This is a genomic window from Novosphingobium ovatum, from assembly GCF_009909235.1.
GTDB classification, from domain to species: Bacteria; Pseudomonadota; Alphaproteobacteria; order Sphingomonadales; family Sphingomonadaceae; genus Novosphingobium; species Novosphingobium ovatum.
In genome coordinates, this window is sequence record NZ_JAAAPO010000004.1 from 201,873 (window position 1) to 224,474 (window position 22,602).

The following is a 22,602-nucleotide window of genomic DNA, read 5'->3' on the forward strand; positions in this document are numbered from 1 at the left end:
CCGGGCCGCAGGCGTCACCTGCGGCCACAACGCCCGGCGTCAGATCAGCGCCGGGCCGCCAAAGGCGCGCATGCTGGCGCGGCGGCGTTGCACGTCCTTGGCCGCGATCAGGCGGCGGTCGGCGGTGCCGGTCATCTCGTCCAGCGTGCGGCCATCCTGCGGCCATTGGGCATAACCGGTCGAAATGCCCACCACCACATGATGCCCCGACGCCTGAAACGGCGCGTCAAAGGCGGCGTGTACCCGCGCGCACAGATCGGGCAACTGGCGGCCGCCGGCAACGCCCGCGTCATGTTCGGGATCGGTGGTGGTCAGGATGGCGAATTCATCGCCGCCCACGCGGCACACGGTCGCGCCTTTGCCCACGGCGCGGCGCAGACGGTCGGCTACCTGACGCAGCACCTCGTCGCCGGTGGCGTGGCCGTGCATCTTGTTCACCGGCTTGAACCCGTCCAGATCGATCTGGATCAGCGCCGGGCGTTCATGCGTCATGCCGCCGCTGCGCGCATCCTCGATCAGCGCGGTGAAACGGTCGGACAGGGCGCGATGGTTGACCAGCCCGGTCAGCGGGTCGCTCTTGGCCTCTTCGCGCATGACGTGTTCCAGCGACAACAGCGCCACCATGCGGTGCGATTGTTGGGTCAAGGCGCTGCCCAGATACAGGCTGGTGACAACAATCAGCGTCGCGACCAGACGATCGGCGGTGTCGCCCGCCACGGCCATCGTCAGGGCGATCGGGGTGATGCCGGCAATCAGGTTGGCGATGCTGTTTCGGACACACATGCTTTGTGCCAGCACAGGTGTCAGCGTGGAGAGCGTAACGATCGTCGGGATCAGGACAGAGGTATGCTCTGGCGCGCTGGCCCAGCTATACGCGCCCCAGATGCTGCCGCAGCCGGCCATGATGGTCGAGATGATGCCCGCATTGGCCACCGCCTTTGCCGCTTGTGCCGGGGTCGCGGCATCAGGCTTGCGGCGCAACCAGACAACCAGGCGATAGGCCGCAACGGCGATCAGCACGCATGGCAGGAAAATGCGGGTGAGCGGATGCACACTGGGCGAGGCCGCCGAAATGGCGATGATCGACATCGTGATCAGGGCGATATAGCCCAGCGGCGCCTGCGTCACCAACGCGCGGTACTGCTCCAGCGCGAGTGCCTCACGCACACGCGGGGTCACGATCTGCGGTTTCAGGAGGGAAAACGGGCTGGGCTTTGTCATCCGCACACAAGTAATTGCGAAAGGTCAAATACCCGTAAATTCACGTATAAAACTTTGTAATCCGACGGTCATATGGCGGTGCGTGACAACAGGGTTTGACGTGGCGCGCAGGCGGGCTTAACCGCGCTTTTCATGGCTATTGTGACGCGTTTCGCCCCTTCGCCCACCGGGCACCTGCATATCGGCAACATCCGCACGGCGCTGCATAACTGGATGCTGGCGCGCCATGGCGGCGGGCGATTCCTGTTGCGAATCGATGATACCGATCTGGCCCGCAGCCGCGAGGAATATGTCGATGGCATCCGCGCCGATCTGGCATGGCTGGGCCTGACGCCAGAGGCCGAGGTGCGCCAGTCGGCCCGCTTTGCCCTGTATCAGGCGGCGGCCGACCGGCTGATCGCCGATGGGCGGCTGTATCCGTGCTGGGAAACCCCGCAGGAACTGGAGCTCAAGCGCAAGGTGCTGTTGGGCCGTGGCCTGCCGCCGGTCTATGACCGCGCCGCCTTGACGTTGAGCGAGGCCGACAAGCAGGCGCGCATTGACGCCGGTGACATGCCGCATTGGCGCTTCAAGCTGGACCATGACACGCCGATCCGCTGGACCGACGGTGTGCGCGGCGAACAGACTTTTGATCCGCGCATGATTTCCGATCCGGTCGTGCGGCGCGCCGATGGTTCGTGGCTGTATATGTTGCCCAGCGTGATCGACGATATCGACATGGGCGTGACGCAGATCCTGCGTGGTGAGGACCATGTGTCGAACACCGCGACGCAATTGCAGATGTTCACCGCGCTGGGCGCGCCGATGCCGGGGCTGGCGCATACCGCGCTGCTGACCGGGGCCGAGGGCAAACTGTCCAAGCGTCTTGGCTCGTTGGGCGTGGCCGAACTGCGCGAGAGCGGGATTGAGCCCGAGGCGATCATCAGCCTGCTGGCGCGGCTGGGCACCAGCGATCCGGTCGACCCGGCACTTTGCCTCGAGGAACTGCTGGCCGCGTTTGACCTCTCGCGCTTTGGCCGGGCGCCTGCCCGCTTTGATGAGGCGGAACTGGCCCGCGTCAACGCCGCGATCATCCACCGTCTGCCCTATGCGCAGGTGGCGGGCCGCCTGCCCACCGGCATGGGCGAGGAGGGGTGGAACGCCATCCGCCCCAACCTGAACACCGTGGCCGAGGCCAAGGATTGGTGGGCGATCGTCACCGGCCCGATCACTGCGCCTGCGCCTGATGCGGAAACGCGCGATTTCCTGAACGCGGCGGCCGATGTGGCGGCTGGGCTGGCATGGGGCGCGGATGCGTGGGGGCAACTGACCGCCGCGCTAAAGGACGCCACCGGCCGCAAGGGCAAGGCCCTGTTCCTGCCGCTGCGTCAGGCGATTACCGGCATGGACCACGGCCCCGACATGGGCGCGCTGTTGCCGCTGATCGGGCAGGACGCGGTGGTGGCGCGGCTGCGGGGGTAAGGCGGTTTGCGAAGCCGGGGGTGTTTGGCCTCCGGCGGGCAAAGGGCGTTACGCCCTTTGCAATCCCCATGATGGCGGTGTGGGCGTGCCGATTGCCGTTGCCTAACGGCGCGATGTCGTGGGTTTTGAAGGCCGCTGCGCGGCATGCAGCTCCGCAAAGCGGCTTCATTAACGCGGACACACGCGACGGCGCCTGCCTGACACCACCGATACGGTAATGGGATTGCAAAGGGTCCCCGCCCTTTGCCCGCCGGAGGCAAATTCCGGCGCCCGGCGCAACTTACCCCGCCACTTCCACCACATCCTCGCTGGCCGCCTCCAGCAGGCGTTTTTCGACCGATTTCTGCCGCCCGCCGCTGTCGATTTTGCCGCCGAACAGGTCGGTGACGTAAAAGGTGTCGACGGCGCGTTCGCCATAGGTGGCGATATGGGCGGAGTGGACGATCAGCCGCGATTCAAACAGCGCGCGGGCCAGACGGTTCAGCAGTGCCGGGCGGTCGCGGGCGGAAATCTCCACCACCGTGAACCGGTTTGACGCCTCGTTGTCGAATTCGACGCGGGGGCGCACCTCGAAGGCTTCGGCGCGGGGGCGGGCCAGGGGGCGCGCGGCCAATTGCGGCACCAGTTTCACCCGGTTGGCCAGCGCGTCACCGATGGTGGTTTTCAGCCGGGTCAGCTGGCTGTCTTCGGAGAAGGGGCGGCCCAGCGGGTCCTGCACCAGGAAGTTGTCCACCGCCGTGCCATTGCGCGTGGTGTGGATGCGCGCGTCGATGATGTTGCCGCCCGCCAGATGGATGCCCCCCGCGATGCGATAGAACAGCCCCGGATGGTCGGCGGCGATCACCATCACCAGTGTCGCCGCGCGCGCCGCGTCATAGGTGGTGGTGATGGTCAGCGGCGCGCCTTTGGCCTCGTCCAGCTGGACCAGATTGAGCGCGATGACATCCTCTGGCTCGGCGATCCAATAGGCGTCGGTAAAGGCGCCGCCCAGCTTCTCGACCAGATCGGCGCGCGCGCCCAGACGTGTGGCGACATCGGCCTTGCGGGCGGCGATGCGTTCGGCGCGGTGGTGTTTGACATGGCCCAGACGCAGCCGTTCCTCGGCGGCGGCATAGGCCTCGTGCAGCAATTGGCGCTTCCAGCCGTTCCACACGCCCGGCCCCACCGCGCGGATGTCGACAATCGTCAGCATCGTCAGCAGCCGCAGGCGTTCAAGCGTTTCGACCGCCGCGACAAAATCGGTGATGGTCTTCCAGTCGGCCAGATCGCGTTTAAAGGCGGTGGCGCTCATCAGCAGGTGCTGACGCACCAGCCAACTGACCAGCGCCGTCTCCTCGTCCGACAGGCCCAGCCGCGGGCACAGCTTCAGCGCGATCTCGGCGCCCAGCACGCTGTGGTCGCCGCCGCGCCCCTTGGCGATGTCATGCATCAATACCGAGACATAGAGCGCCCGGCGATGCTGCACCTTGCCCACCAGTTGCGTGGCCAGCGGATGGTCGGTTTCCATCTCGCCCTTTTCGATGCGGGCCAACAGGCCGATGGCGCGGATGGTGTGTTCGTCCACCGTATAGTGGTGGTACATGTCGAACTGCATCTGGGCGTTCACCCGGCCGAATTCGGGGATGAAACGGCCAAACACCCCGCCTTCGTTCAGCCAGCGCAGCACGGTTTCGGGGTCGTTGCGGCTGGTCAGCAGATCCAGAAACAGTGCGTTGGCGCGCGGGTCATGGCGCGCGCCGTCGATCAGGCGGCAATCGCGGTTGATCTGGCGCTGGGTTTCGGGGTGGATCTCATACCCCTCCTTGTCGGCCAGAACATAGATTTCCAGCAGGCGGATCGGGTCCTGCGCGAACCATTCGTCATTGGGGGCGGCAATGCGGCCATGCGCCACCTGATAGCCCTTGACCAGTTTGGGCCGCGCCCGCAGCCCGGCAAAAAAGCCGCGCTTGGCCTTGGGGGCGGACTGTTCCTCCAATTGCGCCAGAAACACGCCCGTCAGGCCGCCGACCGTTTTGGCCTGCAAAAAGAAATACTGCATGAAGCGTTCAACCGCGCTTTTGCCCGGCCGGTCGGAAAAGTTCATGCGGGCTGCCACCTGTCGTTGCAGGTCGAATGTCAGGCGGTCCTCGGCGCGTTTGGTGATGGTGTGCAGGTGGCAGCGCACCGCCCAGAAAAAGTTCTCGGCGCGGCGGAAGGCGCGGTATTCGTCCTGCGTCAACAGGCCGACATCGACCAGTTCGCCCGGTTCACGCACCTTGTACTGGTATTTGCCGATCCAATACAGTGTGTGCAGGTCGCGCAGGCCGCCCTTGCCTTCCTTGACGTTGGGTTCGACGACATAGCGGGAATCGCCCAGCCTTTTGTGCCGGTCATTCCGCTCGGCCAGCTTTTGCGCGACAAAGCTGCGCTCGGTGCCATGCACCACCTCGGCAAAGAAGCGGCGGCGCGCCTCGTCAAACAGGGCCTGATCACCCCAGACATAGCGGCCTTCCAGCATGGCGGTGCAGATGGTGATGTCGCCCTTGGACATGCGCACCATGTCGTCCAGCGACCGGCTGGAATGACCGATCTTCAGCCCCAGATCCCACAGGAAATAGAGCATCGCCTCGATCACCTGTTCGCACCATGGCGTCTGTTTGATCGGCGTGAGGAAGGCAACGTCGACATCCGAATGGGGCGCCATCTCGCCCCGGCCATAGCCGCCCACGGCCATGATCGTCAGCCGTTCGCCCGCGCTGCGGTTCGACACGGGATAGACATCGGCCACCACATGATCATGGATCACCCGCAGCAACTGATCGACCAGAAAGGCCTGTGCTTCGGCCACGTCATGCCCGCTGCCGGGCTTGGCGGTCAGGCGGCGGCTGATTTCCTCGCGGCCCGTCTCCAGCGCCCCGCGCAACAGTTCGACCACGCCCATCCGCCCCTTGGCCGCGCCCTGTTCGGCCACCACTGCGCCAATCGCCACGGTCAGGGCGCGCCGGTCGATCACGGCGCGCGGATTGGGAATGCGGATGGCAGACATCACAGGCTTTGCTTTCAACCAGAACGGGGGCGTGGCGCAATATCCATGCCCGGCGTGGGGATATGGTTAAAGCACTTATCAGCGCGGTGATGCCAAACAAGCCCCTGTTTGCCGTGTGGCCTTTGTCATATGGCTGTGGCAAAGGCGGCAAGAACCGGCCCCTTTTCATGCCTTGCAGGATGCCCATGCTGATCGATCTGCTTTCCGCTGCCACCGGCGCTGTGCAACCCCCGCTGATGTGGGCCGATCTGGGGCTCAAGCGCGGGATCGATCTGGGTTTTTTCACCCTGCGCTATTACTCGCTGGCCTATCTGGTGGGGATCCTGTTCGGGTTCTGGCACATGGGCCGGATGATCCGCCGCGCCGGCAGCCCGCTGGCCCAACGCCATGTCGATGACCTGTTCCTGTGGTGCACGATCGGTATCATCGCGGGCGGGCGACTGGGCTATGCGCTGTTTTACATGCCCAGCCTGTTCACCCACCCGCTGGACCTGTTCAAACTGTGGGAAGGCGGGATGTCGTTCCATGGCGGGCTGATTGGCGTGGTTGTGGCGATCTGGGGCGTGTGCCGGGCTGGCGGGCTCTCGTTCATCCGGGTGTGTGACTATATGGCGCCCTGCGCGCCGGTGGGGCTGTTGCTGGGCCGTCTGGCCAATTTCATCAATGGTGAGCTGTGGGGCCGTGTGACCGACAGCAATGTGCCATGGGCGATGGTGTTCCCTGATCCGGCGGCGGGCCAATATCCCCGCCACCCCAGCCAGCTGTACGAGGCGGGTCTGGAGGGCGCGGTGTTGCTGGCGGTGCTGATGGTGCTGTTCTGGCGCACACAGGCGCGCTGGCGTCCGGGGCTGATGATGGGCGTGTTCGCGGCCGGTTATGGCGTGGCGCGCTTTATCGTCGAATTCTATCGTGAGCCGGACCAGCAATTGGAGGCCTTTGCCCGCGCCACCCATATGTCGATGGGCCAATGGCTGTGCGTGCCGATGATCGCGCTGGGGCTGTGGCTGATCGCGCGTGCGCTGACCCGCCCGGCATTGGGCGCGGGCGTGCCGGTCAGCGGGGCCAATGTCGGCTGATGGCTGACGACACCGCATTGGGCGCCCAGTTCCGGCGCCTGATCGCCAATCACGGGGCCATCCCGATCACGCTGTGGATGGCGCAGGCCAATGCGGCCTATTACGCGGCGCGCGATCCGCTGGGGGCGGCGGGCGATTTCATCACCGCGCCCGAAATCAGCCAAATGTTTGGCGAGATGGTGGGGATCGCGCTGGCCGATGTGTGGCGGCGGGCGGGGGCGCCTGCCGATGTCCTGTATGTCGAGCCGGGGCCGGGCAGAGGCACACTGGCGCGCGATGCCTTGCGCGTGGCGGCGCGGTTTGGGCTGCGGCCTCGGGTGCATTTTGTCGAAACCTCGCCGGTGTTGCGGCAGGCGCAGGCGGGGCTGTTTCCCGATGCGGTGTGGCACGATGATCTGGGCACGATCCCCGATGACGCGCCGATCCTGTTGGTCGCGAACGAGTTTCTGGACGCGCTGCCGCTGCGCCAATTGGTGCGCACGCCGCAGGGCTGGCGCGAACGCATGGTCGGGTTGGACAGCCGGGCCGATGACGCGCGGTTTGTGCCGGTGGCGGGCAACATGCCGATGGACGCGGCGGTGCGGCCCGAATGGCGCGACCTGCCCGCCGGCACCATCGTGGAAAGCTGCCCCGCCGCGGCCGCCGTCATGGGCCAGATCGGCGCGCGGCTGGCGGCGCAGGGTGGCGCGGCGCTGGTGATCGACTATGGCCACGCCACGCCGCAGGTGGGCTCTTCGTTGCAAGCCTTGCGGGCGCATGCCCATGCCGATCCCTTTGCCGATCCGGGCAGCGCGGACCTGACGTGGCTGGTCGATTTTGCCACCGCCGCTGACGCCGCCACGGCGCAGGGCGCGCGGGCATGTCCGCTGGCGACCCAAGGCGACTGGCTGGCCGCGATGGGGATGGGGGACCGCGCCCGCGCCTTGATCGCCGCCGCGCCTGACCGCACAGATGATGTTGGCCGCGCCCTGCACCGCTTGACCGCGCCCGACCAGATGGGGACTTTGTTCAAGGTGCTGGGCCTGTTTGGCGGCGGCTGGCCAGCGCCGCATGGCTTTCCACCCGCCGCCTGACGCGCGGTTGTCGCCAGCGGCCGGGGTGGCTTTGCCGCCTGCCGCCGGGGCGGCTTTGCCGCAGGGCGAACAGGGCGCCCAAAGGTTAACGTCGCCTTTCGCGCGCCGTCTTGCATTGCAGCATCAGGCGGTACACCATGCGCGCCATGACGGGATCGCTGACAGGCGCCGGACGGCGCGAATTCGCTATGGGCTGGCCGATGGTGCTGGCCGCCGCCTTTGGGGTGGCGCTGGGCACAATGGGCATGGGGTTTTACTCGCTGGGCCTGTTTGTCAAACCGCTACAGGCCGAATTCGGCTGGAGCCGCGCCGCCGTTTCGGGCGCGGCGACGTTCCAGCAATTGGGCATTTTCCTGTCAGCGCCGGTGGTGGGGCTGTTGGCCGATCGCATCGGCGTGCGGCCCATCGCGCTGGCCAGCTATATCGCCATGCCGCTGGCGCTGGTGGCGCTGAGCCATACGGGCAATTCGGTGGTGGAATGGTACGCGCTGTGGCTGCTGGTGTCGCTGGCGGGGTGTGGCACGGCGCCCACGATCTGGGCGCGGGCGGTCTCGGCGCGGTTTGACGCGGCGCGCGGGCTGGCGCTGGGGCTGATGTTGATGGGCACGGGCAGCGCGGCGGTGCTGGCGCCCGCATTGCTGGGCCCGGTGATCGCGGCGCATGGCTGGCGCACGGCGGCGCAGATCATGGCGGGCGTGGCGCTGGTGGGGGGCATTGCCGTCAGCCTGATGACCCCGCGTGAACTGCGTGCCGCCGACCGTGCGGCCCGAGTTTCAGGCCGGTTCGAGCGCAACCGCGCGACATGGCTGTTGCTGGCGGTGGGCGCGGCGCTGGGGCTGATTGTGGCGGGCTTGATCATCCATCTGGTGCCGATGCTGGTCGATCGCGGCATGGCGCCGGTTCAGGCGGCCTCGATGGCGGCCAGTCTGGGCGTGGCGGTGATCGTCGCGCGGGTGGCGGTGGGCTGGCTGTTCGACCGGTTCCACGCGCCTTATGTCGCGGCGCTGTTCCTGTCGTTGCCGGTGCTGTCCTGCGTGCTGCTCTGGGCGCATGGGCCGGTGCTGCCCGCCGCCTTGATGCTGGGCCTTGCCGCCGGGGCAGAGGTCGACATGCTGGCCTTCTTTACCGGGCGCTATGCGCGGATCGAGAATTACGGCGCGACCTATGGCTGGATTTTGGGCGTGTTTGCCGCAGGCGCCGCGCTGGGGCCGTTGCTGGTGGGTTATACCGTGGATGCCACCGGCAATTACGATCTGGCGCTGATCGCCTCGGCGGTGGGGTTGCTGGCGGTGGTGGCGGTGGTGGCCTGCCTCGGGCCCTATCACCGCGCGGCTGATCCGGCCTGAACGCCGGACACGAAAAAGGGCGAGGTGGTGGTCAAGTCCGCCTCGCCCTTTTCGTGTGCCGCGCTGGCGCGCCGGTCGTTACGCCGCAGCGTTCGCGCCCGACATTGCCGACGAGGTGCTGTTGAAGGTGGTCTTGAGCTGGTTGCCCAGACCGCGCATCGCGGTGATCGAGGCGACCGCCACCAGAGCGGCAATCAGCCCGTATTCGATGGCCGTGGCGCCGGTATCATCGGCAGCCAGCCCGGCCAGGCGGCTTTTCAGCGAGTTCAACATCTTTGGTCTCCGGTCTGTTAGATCTGCCCCCAAGCGATCAGTGAGGACGGAATGCCGGAATGCGCTTACCAAGCTCTTAATTTTGCCCGTATAAAGGCCATATAGATAAGCAAATACCCTTATATTTCAGCCCTCTGACTCTAACCGGGTGGTCAGCTGTGCGATCTCTTCGGGATCAAGAATCCAGGTACGAGTCGCCCTTCCCGCACGATGAACCGGTTTGGTCAGCAAGATTCGCGCCTGAGTCTTGGCATGTGGCTTGTACAGACCGAAATGCATCGCACAGTCGCGAATCGTCCCGATGATCGGCGCGCGCCCTTCCAGATCGATCATCGTCGCGGGTTGATCCCACGGGATGTCGGCCACCCCCGCGCGGCGCATGGCCGGCGCGGGCGGCGTCACATAGGCGTCGATCGAGGTGAAATCGCGTGGCTGCCCGCCGTTGCCCTCAGGCGCGTCCTTTTGCCCCATCGTCAGACGTCCAGATTGGCCACGTTCAGCGCGTTTTCCTGAATGAAATCGCGGCGCGGTTCGACCACATCACCCATCAGGCGGGTAAAGATCTCGTCCGTGACGTCGGCGTCCTCCACCTTGACCTGCAACAAGGCGCGGTTGTTCGGGTCCAGCGTGGTCTCCCACAGCTGTTCGGCGTTCATCTCGCCCAACCCCTTGTAGCGCTGGATCGCCAACCCCTTGCGCCCGGTCGAGAGCACCGCGTCCAGCAACTGGCTGGGGCGGGTGATCAGATCGTCATTGGCGGTCGGGCGGGCTGCGACAACGGGCGCTTCCTCGGCGGTGTCATCGGCGGGTTCCTCCACCACTTCCACCTCGACCGCGGCCGCACTGGCCCGGACAAAGCGGGCGGGGGCGGCATAGACCTCGGCGTTTTCAGCCGCGATGCGGGCCAGCTTGCGCGCCTCGGCGCTGATCAGGAAAGCGGCCTCGATCTTGTGGTAATCGGTCACGCCGCGCCATGTGCGATAGAACTCGACATGACCGTCCTCGGTCAGGGCGGAGGACCACTTGGCCTCGGTATCGGCGCGGCCCAGCCATTGGGCGGCGCGGGTCAGGGCGGCGCGCCGTTCGTCCGCGCTCAGCCCATGCTCCAGCGCGCCGGCCAGCGCCATCGCCTCGACCACGGCGGGGTTATACTTGCGCGGGACAAAGCCCATCAGGCCACGCAGGCGCATCGCATGCTCGACCAGGCTTTCCAGATCCGGCCCGCTGCGCGCGCCGCCCGCCGTTTCCAGCATGCGGCCCGACAGCCCTGCCTCGACCAGATAGCGGTCCAGCGCGGCATTGTCCTTCACATAGACCTCGCTGCGGCCCTTGGTCACCTTGTACAGCGGGGGCTGGGCGATGAACAAATGGCCGGCGCGGATGATGTCGGGCATCTGGCGGTGGAAGAAGGTCAGCAGCAGCGTGCGGATATGCGCGCCGTCGACGTCAGCGTCGGTCATGATGACGATCTTGTGGTAGCGCAGCTTGTCCAGATTGAACTCGTCGCGGATGCCGGTGCCCATCGCCTGGATCAGCGTGCCCACTTCCTTCGACCCGATGATCCTGTCAAAGCGGGCGCGTTCCACGTTCAGGATCTTGCCCTTGAGCGGCAGGATCGCCTGATAATGGCGGTCGCGGCCCTGCTTGGCCGATCCACCTGCCGAATCACCCTCGACCAGGAACAATTCGCATTTGCTGGGATCGCGCTCCTGACAGTCGGCCAGCTTGCCGGGCAGGGAGGCGATGTCCATCACGCCCTTGCGGCGGGTCAGTTCGCGGGCGCGCTTGGCGGCCTCGCGCGCGGCGGCGGCATCGATCACCTTCTGGATGATCTGCTTGGCATGGGCGGGGTTTTCCTCCAGCCATTCGGTCATCTTGTCGGCCATCAGAGCTTCGAGCGGCTGACGCACTTCGGAACTGACCAGCTTGTCCTTGGTCTGGCTGGAAAACTTGGGATCGGGCAGCTTGACCGAGACGATCGCGGTCAGGCCCTCGCGCATGTCCTCACCGGACAGCGTGACCTTTTCCTTTTTCAACATGCCCGACCGGTCGGCATAGCCGTTCAGCGTGCGGGTCAGCGCGGCGCGGAACGCGGCCAGATGGGTGCCGCCGTCACGCTGAGGGATGTTGTTGGTGAAGCACAGGACGTTTTCGTAATAGGAATCGTTCCATTCCAGCGCGACATCGATGCCGATCCCGTCCTTGTCCGCCGTGATGGCGATAGGGTCGGGCATCAGGGCGATCTTGTTGCGGTCCAGATATTTGACGAAAGCGGCAATCCCGCCCTCGTAATAGAGGTCGTGTTCCTTGACGCTTTCGCCGCGCAGGTCGCGCAGCAGGATGCGCACGCCGCTGTTCAGGAAAGCCAGTTCGCGGTAGCGGTGCTCCAGCTTTTCAAAGTCATAGACGGTGACATTCTTGAACGTCTCGTCGCTGGCCAGGAAGGTGACGCGGGTGCCGTTCTTGACCTTGCCCTTGCGGCCGCCCTCAACCGCGATCGGCGCGTCGCCACGCACGATCAGCGGGCCGACGGCATCGCCATGGGCAAATTTCATCCAATGCTCTTTGCCTTCGCGCCAGATCGTCAGTTCCAGCCATTCCGACAGCGCGTTCACCACCGAGACGCCCACGCCATGCAGACCGCCCGAGACCTTGTAGGCGTTGTCGTCGCTGGTGTTCTCGAACTTGCCGCCCGCGTGCAGCTGGGTCATGATGACCTCGGCCGCCGAAACGCCTTCTTCGGGGTGCAGCCCGGTGGGGATGCCGCGCCCGTTATCCTCAACCGAAACCGACCCATCCGGGTTCAGCTCGATCAGCACCAGATCGCAATGGCCGGCCAATGCCTCGTCGATGGCGTTGTCCGACACCTCGAACACCATGTGGTGCAGGCCCGATCCGTCGTCGGTGTCACCGATATACATGCCGGGGCGTTTGCGTACCGCGTCCAGCCCCTTCAGGACCTTGATCGAATCGGCGCCATACGCGTTGGTGTTGGGGGTGGTTTCGCTATTGCTGGACATGCCCGGGCTATAGGCAAGGCCGCCGCGCAAAGGAACCTCTTTTACGGCCGGAACGCTCCGGCATCCACAGGAAAGGCGCATATTTGCGCGGGATTGGCGCGGTAAGGGTGCGATCTGTCGCGCGGGGGTGGCGGCTGGTCGCAAAATGCTGCCATGCAGCAAAAAGGGCGGGCGTGATATGTTGTATCATTCCTATGATCCGGCTAGGGCCTTGCCCATAGGCCGCCCGCCCCTTCGGGTGGCGCCATAATAACCATGAGGTCCTCCGTGTCGCTTCGCCCCCTTCGTTCCCGCCCGCTGATTCCGGCGCTGTTCCTGGCCGCGCTGGCCCCGGTGGCCGCCCATGCCGATGACGCGCCCGCCCCCGCGCCTGTTGATGCCGCCCACCTCGCCGCCCCGGCCGAGATCGTCGTCACCGGCGCCCTGTCGCGCAGCCGTCAGGATGTGCTTTCGGGCGTGGCGGTGCTGTCGGGGGCGCATCTGGATCAGGTGCTGCGCGCCTCGGTGGGGGAAACGCTGGCGCATGTGCCGGGCGTCTCGGCCACCAGCTTTGGCCCCACCGCTTCGCGCCCGGTGCTGCGCGGGATGCAGGGCGAACGGGTGCGGCTGCTGGTCGATGGGATCGGCTCGATCGACGTGTCGAACACGTCGGCCGACCATGCCCCTGCCGTCAACCCGCTGCTGGCCGAACGGATCGAGGTGCTGCGCGGGCCGCAGTCGCTGCTCTATGGTTCGGCGGCGATCGGCGGGGTGGTGAATGTGATCGACCGCCGCATCCCCACCCGCGTGCCGGACGAGGCGGTGCATGTCGACGCCATCGCCACCTATGGCACGGCGGCGCGTGAACGCTCCTTTGCTGGCTCTGCCGAGGCCCCGCTGGGCGGCGGCTTTGTCGCCCATGTCGACGGCAGCCGCCAGGTGTCGGGCGATCAGGCGATCCCCGGCCATGCCATGACGCCGGCCCTGCGCGCGCAGGCCTTGGCCACGGCGGCGGCGGGCACCGGCAATCCCGATATCGATTATGCCGCCAATGCCAATGTGTCGGGCCATCTGCCCAATTCGGCCGCCAGCAGTTGGGCGGTGGGCGGCGGTCTGGCCTATGTCAACGACCACGGCAATATCGGCATCGCGTACAGCCATACCGACAGCCTGTATGGCGTGCCGCTGCGTTTTGCCACGCTGCCCGATCAGGATCAGGAGGCCCCCCGCATCGCCATGGTGCAGGACCGCGTTGACCTGCGCGCCGAGGTCAAGCCCGCCACCGGCCTGTTTGACAAGCTGGCGCTGCGGGTGGGCAATGCGGCCTATCACCACTTTGAACTGGACGACACCGGCGCCATCGGCACCCGTTTCTTCAACCACGGCACCGAGGCGCGGTTTGAGGCGTCTCAGCGTCAGCGCGGGGGCTGGCGCGGGGCGTCGGGCGTGCAATTCGTCGCGCGTGACTTTGACGTGCAGGGCGATGAGGCCTTCCTGCCCAAGAACACCACCCGCCAATTGGGCCTGTTTTCCGTGCAGGAAGTGGCGCTGGGCCATCTGACGCTGGAGGCGGGCGCGCGGTACGAGCACAGCAGCCTGACCGCGCTGCCCACCGATGTCCAGCCGCAGTTCTGGGCGGGCACGCGCCGCTATGACACGCTCTCGTTTTCGGGCGGGGCGGCGTATCAATTGACGCCTTTGTGGAAACTGGCGGTGAATGTGTCGCGCAATGAACGCGCCCCTTCGGCCGAGGAACTGTTTGCCAATGGCCCCCACGCCGGGACGCAGTCCTATGAGCTGGGCGATACCGGGCTGAAAACCGAACGCGCCACCAGTGTCGAGGCGATCCTGCGCGGCGGCAATGGCGATGCTTCGTTCGAGGCCTCGGTGTACCATAGCTGGTTTGCCAATTTCATCTATGACACGCCCACGGGCGATCAGCAGGATGGCCTGCCGGTCTATGCCTATGCGCAGGGCGCGGCGCGCTATTACGGGTTCGAGCTGCAGGGCAAGGCGACCATCGCCCGTTTTGGCGCGTGGCGTCTGGCGGCGGATGCCATGGCGGACGCGGTCTGGGCCGATATCACCGGGGTTGGCCCCGCGCCGCGCATCCCGCCGCTGCGCCTGCTGGGCGGGGTGGAGCTGACCAGCGCGGCATGGGACATCCGCGCCGAGGTGGAGCGCGTCACCGCCCAGAACCGTGTCGCCGCCAATGAAACCGCCACGCCCGGCTATACCATGGTCAATGCCCAGATCGGCTGGCGGCCGTGGGGGCAACAGCGTCCGGTGTCGATTACGCTGGGGGCGAACAATCTGTTGAATGTCGATGCGCGGCGCCATGCCTCGCTGATGAAGGATTACGCCCCGCTGGCCGGGCGCGACTTCCGGTTGAGTGTGCGCGTGTCGCTGTAACGCCGCGCAAGGGCTATGCTGCATATGCGAGAAGGGCGGCTTTGCATCATAGCAAAACCGCCCTTCTGTCTGGGTGGGGGAGTGTCAGGGCCTCTAGAGGCCGCCGGCGGGTCTTAGACCAGCGTGGCGGCGAAGAGCAGGCCGCTGACACCGAAAGCGGCAGCCAGAGCCACCAGATTACGGGTCACGTCCATTGTTTTCCTCCTGATCGGGCAAGGGCAGGAAGCTACGCCAGATTGCGTATGGCGCCCTTGCTTTCGCATATGCAATATAAGCGAAATGGTAGATTTTGCACTTGCGAAGGTGTGTATCGCGATTGCATAAAACGCAACAGTTATGCGTATCTTTGCGTGTGACAGGGATCGGGCCATCCCGCCTTTTGTGATCAAGCGGAAAATGGCCGCCATTCTGCCCCCGCAACGCCATATTTCGCGCCTTTCCCCACTGGACAGGGCGCGCGCGTGGCCCTAACCGCCAGACATGACTGTCCAGCCTTCCGACTCCATCCTTATCGTTGATTTCGGCAGCCAGGTGACCCAGCTGATCGCGCGCCGTGTGCGCGAGGCTGGCGTCTATTCCGAAATCGCCCCTTTCACCATGGCCGAGGCCGCCTTTGCACGGATGCAGCCCAAGGGCATCATCCTGTCGGGTTCGCCCGCCAGCGTGCTGGACGCCAATGGCCCGCGCATTCCGCAGGTCATTCTGGACAGCGGCTTGCCGATTCTGGGCATCTGCTATGGCCAGCAATCGCTGATGCATCAACTGGGCGGCGCGGTGACCGGGGGTGACGCCGGTGAATTCGGCCGCGCCTTTATCGAGATCAACGACACCTGCGCCCTGTTCAACGGGCTGTGGAACATCGGTGAAAAGCATCAGGTGTGGATGAGCCACGGCGACAAGGTGACCAGCCTTGCCCCCGGTTTCCGCCCTGTCGCGGCCAGCCCGGGCGCGCCCTATGCCGTCATCGCCAATGACGAACGCCGCATCTATGCCATGCAGTTCCACCCCGAGGTGGTGCATACCCCCGACGGCGGCAAGCTGCTGAAGAACTTTGTCCGTCACGTCTGCGGTCTGGCGGGCGATTGGACGATGGCCGAATTCCGCAAGACCAAGATCGAGGAAATCCGCGCGCAGGTGGGCAGTGCCCGCGTGATCTGCGGCCTGTCGGGCGGCGTTGACTCGGCCGTGGCCGCCGTGCTGATCCACGAGGCGATCGGCGATCAGCTGACCTGTGTTTACGTCGACCACGGCTTGATGCGCATGGGCGAGAGCGAGCAGGTCGTCAGCCTGTTCCGTGGCCATTTCAACATCCCGCTGGTGCATGTCGATGCCAGCACCCTGTTCATGAAGGGCCTGGAGGGCGTCACCGACCCCGAGGCCAAGCGCAAGTTCATCGGCAAGACCTTTATCGACGTGTTCGAGGCCGAGGCCCGCAAGATCGGCGGCGCCGACTTCCTGGCGCAGGGGACGCTCTACCCCGATGTGATCGAGAGCGTCAGCTTTACCGGCGGCCCGTCAGTCACGATCAAGAGCCACCACAATGTTGGCGGCCTGCCCGAACGCATGAACATGCAGCTGGTCGAGCCCTTGCGCGAATTGTTCAAGGACGAAGTGCGCGATCTGGGCCGCGAACTGGGCCTGCCCGATGTGTTCGTCGGCCGTCACCCGTTCCCCGGGCCGGGTCTGGCGATCCGCATCCCCGGCGCGGTCAGCCGCGAACGGGCCGATGTCCTGCGCAAGGCTGACGCCATCTATCTGGAAGAAATCCGCAATGCGGGGCTCTATGACGCCATCTGGCAGGCGTTTGCCGTGCTGTTGCCGGTGAAAACCGTGGGCGTGATGGGCGATGGGCGCACCTATGACCATGTGTGCGCCCTGCGCGCCGTGACCAGCACCGATGGCATGACGGCGGACATCTATCCCTTTGACGCGGCATTCCTGTCGCGCGTCGCCACCCGCATCATCAACGAGGTCAAGGGCATCAACCGGGTGGTCTATGACTACACCAGCAAGCCGCCCGGCACGATCGAGTGGGAATGATCCAAATATAACAAAGGGGAGAGCCGGTGGTTCTCCCCTTTTTGCATGGGGCGGCGTGGTCAGCGGATCTTGCCGGCGTTATTCCGGAAAAAGATAGCCTTCCGGCACGAATTCGGGCCTGTCTTTCCATGTTCCGGTACGTTGCCAATAAAACAACCGCGTCTGGCAATGCAGGCAGCGTGACATCAGGTGCACGTTGTCATGCCGTGTTCGGCGCTTGTTTCGTTTGTGGATGCCCCTGCGGCAATAGAGCAAACGATTGAGTTGCGACCACAGCATTTTGAGCATTCGGCACTCCGGATGACGGGCACGGCGCGGCCTTTGCCGACTGGCGGCGGAACGGCGCGACTGCGGCAGGAAAAAGGACGGCCCAGGCCAGAGGGCGTGTGAGGATGAGGTCGGCCTGGGCCAGGTATTGTTTTTTTGTTATTGCTCTAAGAAAGAGGACGGAATGTTCCTATTTCTGGGAGGTGTGGAGCTTGTAGCCAAAGCCGTTGATGCATTTCAGCGTAAAGCCATTGACCATTTTCTTGCGCATGCCGCAGGCAATGACTTGAATGTGCTTGTCGGTGATTTCCGTTCCCGGCCTTTCCAGCAGGTTGCGGATTTTGCGATAGGAAATGTTCTGTTCTTTGCTTTCGACTGTATTGATCAGGATCTCTTTTTCCCGGTCGGTCAGACGCGCAACATCGGCAATCTGGGCCAAGCGGCGAAAGCGCTGCTGCTCTTCGGAATGACGTTGAAAAGATTGCAGATAACGGTTCCACATCGCGCGGATGCGATAGGTCGCCTCACGCGGGGCGATGCGGTCAATATCCATGGCATCGTCAAACCCGGCGCTGATGGCGCGCGCGCGCTTGGGCGGCGTGGTGTTTGACAAAAGGCACAGTTTCAGCTTGTTACGCAGGATCGGGGCATAGGTGCGCAGCACCTTGACGATGCGGTTGACGTCATTGCCGCCGATGATCAGCGCGTCATAATCGGAATTTGCGGTGGAGACGAAATTGGTCTCCTGTTCACTGTAACCATATTCTTCGTAAAAGTGAAAAACACTCTTGAGCCATTCGGTGCGGCCCCAAGCGGTGTAATCATTGAAGGATAGGTAGCGAACACGCATCTCATCAGGGAATATGATGTCGACGTCGAACTGAAAAGCCGGACGATCATCTCGTGAATTATGAGATAGCGATGCATCGATATTTTTTGTGCTTATCGCCATGTCTCCACCTTTTTGATGCGGTCATTAAGTATTTATGCGTCTATCTAGCATATTGAAATTAGTTTCCTTTCGTGGTGAAAAGTTAACTTTCCATTATCCCTATAATGTAGAAAATATCTATTTTTCATATGGTTGAGACAAAATGTCCTATGCTGGATGCGCCACGAACCGCCAACCGGCCAGCGCAATAGCGACGAAGCGATGCTGGCTTGGAACGGGGGAATGGCTGTGACTGGATTGTTGCACTTTGCACCGGGGCCACCGCAGGCTAAACAGCGCGGTATGGATGATGGGGGCAAATCGCAGGGCATACCGCGCTGGTTGATCTGGGCGTTTGCGGCCAAAATGGCGCTGGTGGTAGTGGTGGTGGCCGCCGTGATCTGGTGGGCCAACCGGTGAGCCGCGGTCTGGACGTGGTGCTCAGCGCCTGCGCGGCGGCTGGGATCGACACGCTGTTCGGCATCCCGGACCCACAGTTTTTCGCGCTTTTTCAGGCGGCTGGTGCGCAAGGCTGGACGGTTGTCGCCCCCCACCACGAAGCCGCCGGCGGCTTTATGGCCGAAGGCGCGGCGCGGATCAGCGGGCGCCCGGCCCTGTGCGTCGGGACGATGGGGCCGGGGGTGGCCAATCTCTTGCCAGCTATGGCCCATGCCTTGGCCGAACATGTGCCTGTGCTGTTTCTGGGGGGCGCCCGCGATGGGTCGGACGAAACGGCACAAACGGGGCGATTTCAGCAATTTGGCCAGATGGCGGCGGCGCGGCCTTGCGTCAAATGGGCGGGCCGCGCGACATCGGGGGCGGATCTGGGCGCTGTGTTGACACAGGCACTGGCCGCGATGCGCCAGGGCACGCCCGGCCCTGTCTATGTCGAGATTACAGGCGCGGCATGGGACCAGCCCGCCGTCTGGGAACCGCCCGTAACAGAGGCGCAAATGCCCGATATTCAGGCGGTTGTCGATATGGTCGCGCAGGCGCAATGCCCGGTGATCCTGTCGGGCCATGGCGTGCAGACCGCGCGGATGGGCGCAGCGGTGGCCGATCTGGCCTGCCATCTGGGCGCGCCGATCATCCTGACACCGGGCGGCGCGGCGGTGGCTGAGGCGGGGCAATCCCGCGCTTTTCCCTATGGTTTTTCAGCCGTGACGCGCGAAGTGATCGCCGCGGCCGATCTGGTGATCGCGCTGGGCACGGCATTGGGCGATACGCTGCATTTTGGCACGGGGCGGCACTGGGCGGCGGGCCACACCGCGCGCCGGTGGGTGCAGGTGGAGGCGGATGCGGCCACCATCGGGCGCCACCGGCGGATTGACGCGGCGCTGGTGGCGGATCTGCGCGTGGCGGTGCCGGCGTTGCGGCAAGGGCTGACGGGGCGGGGGGATCACCCCGGTCTTGCGGGCTGGATAGCGGCACGAAATAGCTATCATCTACAACAAAAAGAAGCCGCTTTGGCCGCGTCATCTTCGCCGCTGCATCCCGCGCGTCTGGTGCGGGCGGTGGCCGATGCGATGCCGCCCAACGCGATCCATGTGCGCGATGGCGGCGCGCTGGCGCTGTATGATCTGGCGCTGCGGGGCAGTCTGCCGGGCGATGTGTTGTGGAGCCAGAACATGGGCCATCTGGGCACTGGCCTGCCGATGGCGGTGGGGGCGGTGTTGGCCACGGGGGGCCGCCGGGTGGCCAGTGTGCTGACGGGCGATTCGGCGTTGATGTTCCATTTGGCCGAACTGGAAGTGGCCGCGCGGCTGCGTTTGCCGATCGTGTGTGTGGTGGGTGTGGACCACCAATGGGGGCTGGAGGTGGGCATGGCCCAGCGCCTGAATGTGGACCCCGCCCTGCCCGCGCTGTATTGGGGGGCGGGGATGCGCTTTGACCGATTGGCGCAGGCGATGGGCTGTTCCGGCCTGTATGTCGATCAGGCCGACATGCTGGAAAACGTTCTGGAACAGGCGTTTGCCATCGCGCAAACTGGCGGGCCGGTGGTGGTGCATGCAGCCCTGGACGCGGCTGCCCATGCGCGCGACATCCCCGCCTTGGGCGAATTTGCCAGCTGGTTTACCCCGCCTTCGCCATGATCGCCTGTGTTTCATACAGTGTCACTGGCCCATGGGGGATGGTGGGGATGCGGCCAAACGGGTTGAGCGCCAGATAGGCATCACCCTTGGAATCGCTCGGCGCCATGGGCACCAGCGCCCAATCGGCCCCTTTTACTGGGCTGGCGGGGCGGCTGGTGCTGGTGCGGGTTTGGGCGGGCGGGCATAGGGGACGAATTCGTTCAGCCCAACCATCCCGCGCATAAACCCGTTCATGCTGCGGTCCAGCAATTGCACCATGTCCAGCCGGCACAACTGGTTGCTCCACGTCTTGGTCAACAGCACGTCATCCGAACCCAGGCTTTCGGGGAAGGCGGGGCGGTTGACGTAGAGCACATTGCCCGCGTCATAGACGATGGCGGTTTTGTCGATGATCGTGGTTGACCGGATTTCGGTCAGTTGAATGCAGTCGACCGGCTTTCCGGGGACGCGGTCCTTGATCAGCTTGGCCAGTTCCTGTTCGGGCGTCAGGCGTTCGCGCGCGTTGGCGGGCGCGGTCCACAGCACGACGGCGCCGAGCAGCGCCGGGATCAGCATTTTGCACATAGTGGCGGCCATTGCCGTTCCTCCTGTCTTGCGTTGCGCCCCCGAATGTTGGCGAGGCTGCGCCCTGTTTGATGAACCGGGGATGACTGTTCAGCCCGTGCCGCCCACGGTCAGCCCCTCGATCAACAGGGTGGGCTGGCCCACACCGGCGGGGACGGATTGACCGCCCTTGCCACACACGCCCACGCCTTCGTCCAGTTCCAGATCATTGCCGATGCCGATCACGCGGGTCAGCACGCTGGGCCCGTCGCCGATCAGTGTCGCGCCCTTGATCGGCGCGCCGATCTTGCCATCCTCGACCAGATAGGCCTCGGTGCAACTGAACACGAACTTGCCGCTGGTGATGTCCACCTGCCCGCCGCCGAAACTCTTGGCGTAAATGCCCTTTTTCATGCGGGAGAGCAGTTCGGCCGGGTCATCTTGGCCCGCCCGCATAAAGGTATTGGTCATGCGCGGCATGGGCGCATGGGCATAGGATTCGCGGCGGCCATTGCCGGTGGGGGCAACCCCCATCAGACGGGCGTTCAACCGGTCCTGGATATAGCCTTTGAGGATGCCGTCCTCGATCAGGATGTTTTCCTGCGTCGGGGTGCCCTCATCATCGACCGAGAGTGAGCCGCGCCGCCCCTGACCCTGTGCGTTCAGCAGGCTGCCATCGTCGATCACCGTCACGCCGGGGGCAGCGACTCGCTGGCCGATGCGGCCGGCAAAGGCCGATGTGCCCTTGCGGTTGAAGTCGCCCTCCAGCCCGTGGCCCACCGCCTCGTGCAGCAAGACGCCGGGCCAGCCGGGCCCGCACAGCACGGGCATTTCGCCCGCAGGCGCGGCCACCGATTCCAGATTGGTCAGCGCCTGCGCCAGCGCCACGTCAATCGCGCGGTTCCACGTTTCGGGTTTCAGCAGGTCATCATACAAATAGCGCCCGCCAATGCCAAAGCTGCCGGTTTCGCGCCGCCCGTTCGCTTCGGCCACGATCGAGACGTTGAGCCGCACCAGCGGGCGCACATCCAGCACTGGTTCGGCGTCGCCGCGCACGATTTCCACCACCGACCAACTGGCCGCAAGGCTGGCCGACACCTGTGCCACACGCGGATCGCGGGCGCGGGCAACGGCGTCGATCTGCTCCAGCAGGGCGACCTTGGTCGCAAAATCCACCGCGTCCAGCGGCGAGGCGTCCGTATACAGGTGCCGGTTGGTGCGTGCCGGGGGCGCGGCCTGCGGCCCGGTGGCCGGGTCCAGCAGGCTGAGCGTTTCGCCCGCCCGCGCGATGGCGGCGGCGGAAATCTCGTTGGCATGGGCAAATCCGGTCATCTCGCCCGAGACGCCGCGCAGGCCAAAGCCCGATTCGCGGCTGTAGTCGGCGGTCTTCAACCGGCCATCGTCAAAGCCAAAGGCCTCTGACGCGGTGAATTGCAGGAACAGTTCGCCATCGTCACAACGCGACAGCGTGCGCCGGACCAGCGCGGTGGCCTCGTCCGGGGAGAGTTGGCCAGAGCGGTACAGCAGCGAGCGGGGGTCATTCAACGCGGTCATGCGCCTGATATAAGCGCCCTGTCGTCCCGCGCAACAGGCGGGCGCGTTACAACGCCCGCCCAATTGCCCGCCGTCTCACCCGACTCAGTGGTGGCCGTCGCCTTCCAGCACGAAACGCTTGTCGCAATAGGGGCAATCGACAAAGCCGCGCTCGTCGATTTCCAGATAGACGCGCGGATGGCCCAGCGCGGCGGCCTTGACGGCGGCGGTGCTGCGGATGTCACCCGCGCCATCGCAGGACACGCGGGCGGTGTGGACGGAAACGGTTTCTCGGGTCTGGGTCATGCC

Annotated in this window: 17 protein-coding genes; 7 read left to right on the forward strand and 10 right to left on the reverse strand. The window is 65.0% G+C overall.

Features of this window, described 5'->3' with window-relative positions:
• Positions 1–39: 39 nt before the first annotated feature.
• Positions 40–1,167, reverse strand: coding sequence for a GGDEF domain-containing protein (locus GTZ99_RS17030; protein ID WP_320076673.1), 1,128 nt, complete (start codon positions 1,165–1,167; stop codon positions 40–42).
• Positions 1,168–1,353: 186 nt separating this feature from the next.
• Here GTZ99_RS17030 and gltX point away from each other — a divergent pair, with 186 nt between their 5' ends.
• Positions 1,354–2,682 carry a glutamate--tRNA ligase gene (gltX, locus tag GTZ99_RS11025; RefSeq protein ID WP_161718823.1) on the forward strand — a complete coding sequence of 443 codons (1,329 nt, stop codon included), beginning with the start codon at positions 1,354–1,356 and terminating at the stop codon, positions 2,680–2,682.
• 280 nt (positions 2,683–2,962) lie between these two features.
• On the opposite strand, the gene GTZ99_RS11030 is transcribed toward gltX, so the two are convergent.
• The gene (locus GTZ99_RS11030; protein ID WP_161719219.1) at positions 2,963–5,707 is read right to left on the reverse strand and encodes a [protein-PII] uridylyltransferase; all 2,745 of its coding nucleotides are present in this window, start codon (positions 5,705–5,707) and stop codon (positions 2,963–2,965) included.
• A 185-nt stretch (positions 5,708–5,892) separates the two neighbouring features.
• On the opposite strand from GTZ99_RS11030, the gene lgt reads away from it, so the two are divergent.
• The 3 genes from lgt to GTZ99_RS11045 all read left to right on the forward strand — a co-directional run bounded on the left by lgt (position 5,893) and on the right by GTZ99_RS11045 (position 9,202).
• Positions 5,893–6,783, forward strand: a complete 891-nt coding sequence (gene lgt / locus GTZ99_RS11035; RefSeq protein WP_161718825.1) for a prolipoprotein diacylglyceryl transferase — start codon at positions 5,893–5,895, stop codon at positions 6,781–6,783.
• Positions 6,783–7,856, forward strand: a complete 1,074-nt coding sequence (locus GTZ99_RS11040) for a class I SAM-dependent methyltransferase (protein ID WP_161718827.1) — start codon at positions 6,783–6,785, stop codon at positions 7,854–7,856. Before lgt ends, GTZ99_RS11040 begins: the two co-directional genes overlap by 1 nt.
• Positions 7,857–8,002: 146 nt before the next feature.
• Positions 8,003–9,202 (forward strand): MFS transporter, encoded by a 1,200-nt coding sequence (locus tag GTZ99_RS11045; protein ID WP_161718829.1) that lies wholly within the window; start codon positions 8,003–8,005, stop codon positions 9,200–9,202.
• Positions 9,203–9,280: 78 nt separating this feature from the next.
• Here the strand turns inward: GTZ99_RS11045 and GTZ99_RS11050 are convergent, their stop codons facing one another.
• The 3 genes from GTZ99_RS11050 to gyrB form a co-directional block, all read right to left on the reverse strand.
• Complete coding sequence (locus tag GTZ99_RS11050) at positions 9,281–9,475, reverse strand: Flp family type IVb pilin (RefSeq protein ID WP_161718831.1); 195 nt, start codon at positions 9,473–9,475, stop codon at positions 9,281–9,283.
• Positions 9,476–9,601: 126 nt separating this feature from the next.
• Complete coding sequence (locus tag GTZ99_RS11055; protein WP_161719221.1) at positions 9,602–9,856, reverse strand: hypothetical protein; 255 nt, start codon at positions 9,854–9,856, stop codon at positions 9,602–9,604.
• A 92-nt stretch (positions 9,857–9,948) separates the two neighbouring features.
• Positions 9,949–12,495, reverse strand: coding sequence for a DNA topoisomerase (ATP-hydrolyzing) subunit B (gene gyrB, locus GTZ99_RS11060; RefSeq protein ID WP_161718833.1), 2,547 nt, complete (start codon positions 12,493–12,495; stop codon positions 9,949–9,951).
• 267 nt (positions 12,496–12,762) lie between these two features.
• On the opposite strand from gyrB, the gene GTZ99_RS11065 reads away from it, so the two are divergent.
• Both GTZ99_RS11065 and guaA read left to right on the forward strand, forming a co-directional pair.
• Positions 12,763–14,886, forward strand: coding sequence for a TonB-dependent receptor (locus GTZ99_RS11065; RefSeq protein ID WP_320076674.1), 2,124 nt, complete (start codon positions 12,763–12,765; stop codon positions 14,884–14,886).
• A 480-nt stretch (positions 14,887–15,366) separates the two neighbouring features.
• Complete coding sequence (gene guaA, locus GTZ99_RS11070) at positions 15,367–16,926, forward strand: glutamine-hydrolyzing GMP synthase (protein WP_161718837.1); 1,560 nt, start codon at positions 15,367–15,369, stop codon at positions 16,924–16,926.
• Positions 16,927–17,383: 457 nt separating this feature from the next.
• Here the strand turns inward: guaA and GTZ99_RS11075 are convergent, their stop codons facing one another.
• The gene (locus GTZ99_RS11075; RefSeq protein WP_161718852.1) at positions 17,384–18,145 is read right to left on the reverse strand and encodes a hypothetical protein; all 762 of its coding nucleotides are present in this window, start codon (positions 18,143–18,145) and stop codon (positions 17,384–17,386) included.
• Between the two features lie 395 nt (positions 18,146–18,540).
• On the opposite strand from GTZ99_RS11075, the gene GTZ99_RS11085 reads away from it, so the two are divergent.
• Positions 18,541–20,217: a thiamine pyrophosphate-binding protein gene (locus GTZ99_RS11085; RefSeq protein ID WP_161718856.1), complete on the forward strand. Its 1,677-nt coding sequence runs from the start codon at positions 18,541–18,543 to the stop codon at positions 20,215–20,217.
• Here GTZ99_RS11085 and GTZ99_RS16970 read toward each other — a convergent pair.
• The 4 genes from GTZ99_RS16970 to GTZ99_RS11100 form a co-directional block, all read right to left on the reverse strand.
• Positions 20,198–20,323 (reverse strand): thioredoxin domain-containing protein, encoded by a 126-nt coding sequence (locus GTZ99_RS16970; protein ID WP_264960542.1) that lies wholly within the window; start codon positions 20,321–20,323, stop codon positions 20,198–20,200. The genes GTZ99_RS11085 and GTZ99_RS16970 overlap by 20 nt on opposite strands.
• Positions 20,324–20,349: 26 nt before the next feature.
• Complete coding sequence (locus GTZ99_RS11090; RefSeq protein WP_227711271.1) at positions 20,350–20,793, reverse strand: hypothetical protein; 444 nt, start codon at positions 20,791–20,793, stop codon at positions 20,350–20,352.
• A gap of 78 nt (positions 20,794–20,871) precedes the next feature.
• Positions 20,872–22,314, reverse strand: a complete 1,443-nt coding sequence (gene tldD, locus GTZ99_RS11095; protein ID WP_161718858.1) for a metalloprotease TldD — start codon at positions 22,312–22,314, stop codon at positions 20,872–20,874.
• 84 nt (positions 22,315–22,398) lie between these two features.
• Entirely contained in the window at positions 22,399–22,599 is a 201-nt protein-coding gene (locus GTZ99_RS11100) for a zinc-finger domain-containing protein (RefSeq protein ID WP_161718860.1), read from the reverse strand.
• Between the last annotated feature and the right edge of the window lie 3 nt (positions 22,600–22,602).